The sequence below is a fragment of the Bartonella sp. AP58NXGY genome (assembly GCF_042195785.1).
Lineage (GTDB): Bacteria > Pseudomonadota > Alphaproteobacteria > Rhizobiales > Rhizobiaceae > Bartonella.
This window is the reverse complement of the sequence record NZ_JBHIOY010000203.1, coordinates 1-506: the sequence shown is the minus strand read 5'-3', so window position 1 is coordinate 506 and position 506 is coordinate 1. Positions and strand designations below refer to the sequence as shown.

At 36.8% G+C, this 506-nt stretch carries 1 protein-coding gene; it reads right to left on the bottom strand.

Annotated features, from left to right (window positions below; genetic code table 11):
- Positions 1 to 506: N-6 DNA methylase (locus ACFINC_RS10450; RefSeq protein ID WP_375617171.1), on the bottom strand; the 506-nt coding region annotated here is incomplete at both ends.

The following is a 506-nucleotide window of genomic DNA, read 5'->3' as shown; positions in this document are numbered from 1 at the left end:
AAAGGAATGTAATCACCTTTCATAAGACTATGATAAGTCGATTCAATGTTAATCGCTGCTATGTAATAGGCTAAGAGAACAATCTCATTGGCATGGATATCGTAACGGTATTTATATTCCATATCCTCTGGTTTGATGAGATCTGATTGTAAAAGCCGCGTAATAAAGGTACCCGTTCCCGTGAAAGGGTCAAGAATAGAGACACCCCGTGACCCCAAGCTTTTTCCAAACTCATTACGCAACACATCATCAACAGAATGAATGATAAAATCCACAACCTCAATGGGCGTATAAACAATTCCTAATTTTTCTACCGTACGCGGAAAAGCATAACGGAAAAATTCATTATAAAGCTTTACAATTAAGTTTTGTTGTGCTTCAAGACTTGTAGTTCCTCGTGTGTAAAATTGTACATTCCTAGAGATAGTTCTGAAATCTTGAGATTCTTCTTTAAGAGTAACTTTATCAAGGATATTAAGCACACGTTGTAAAGCACAAGAGATGGG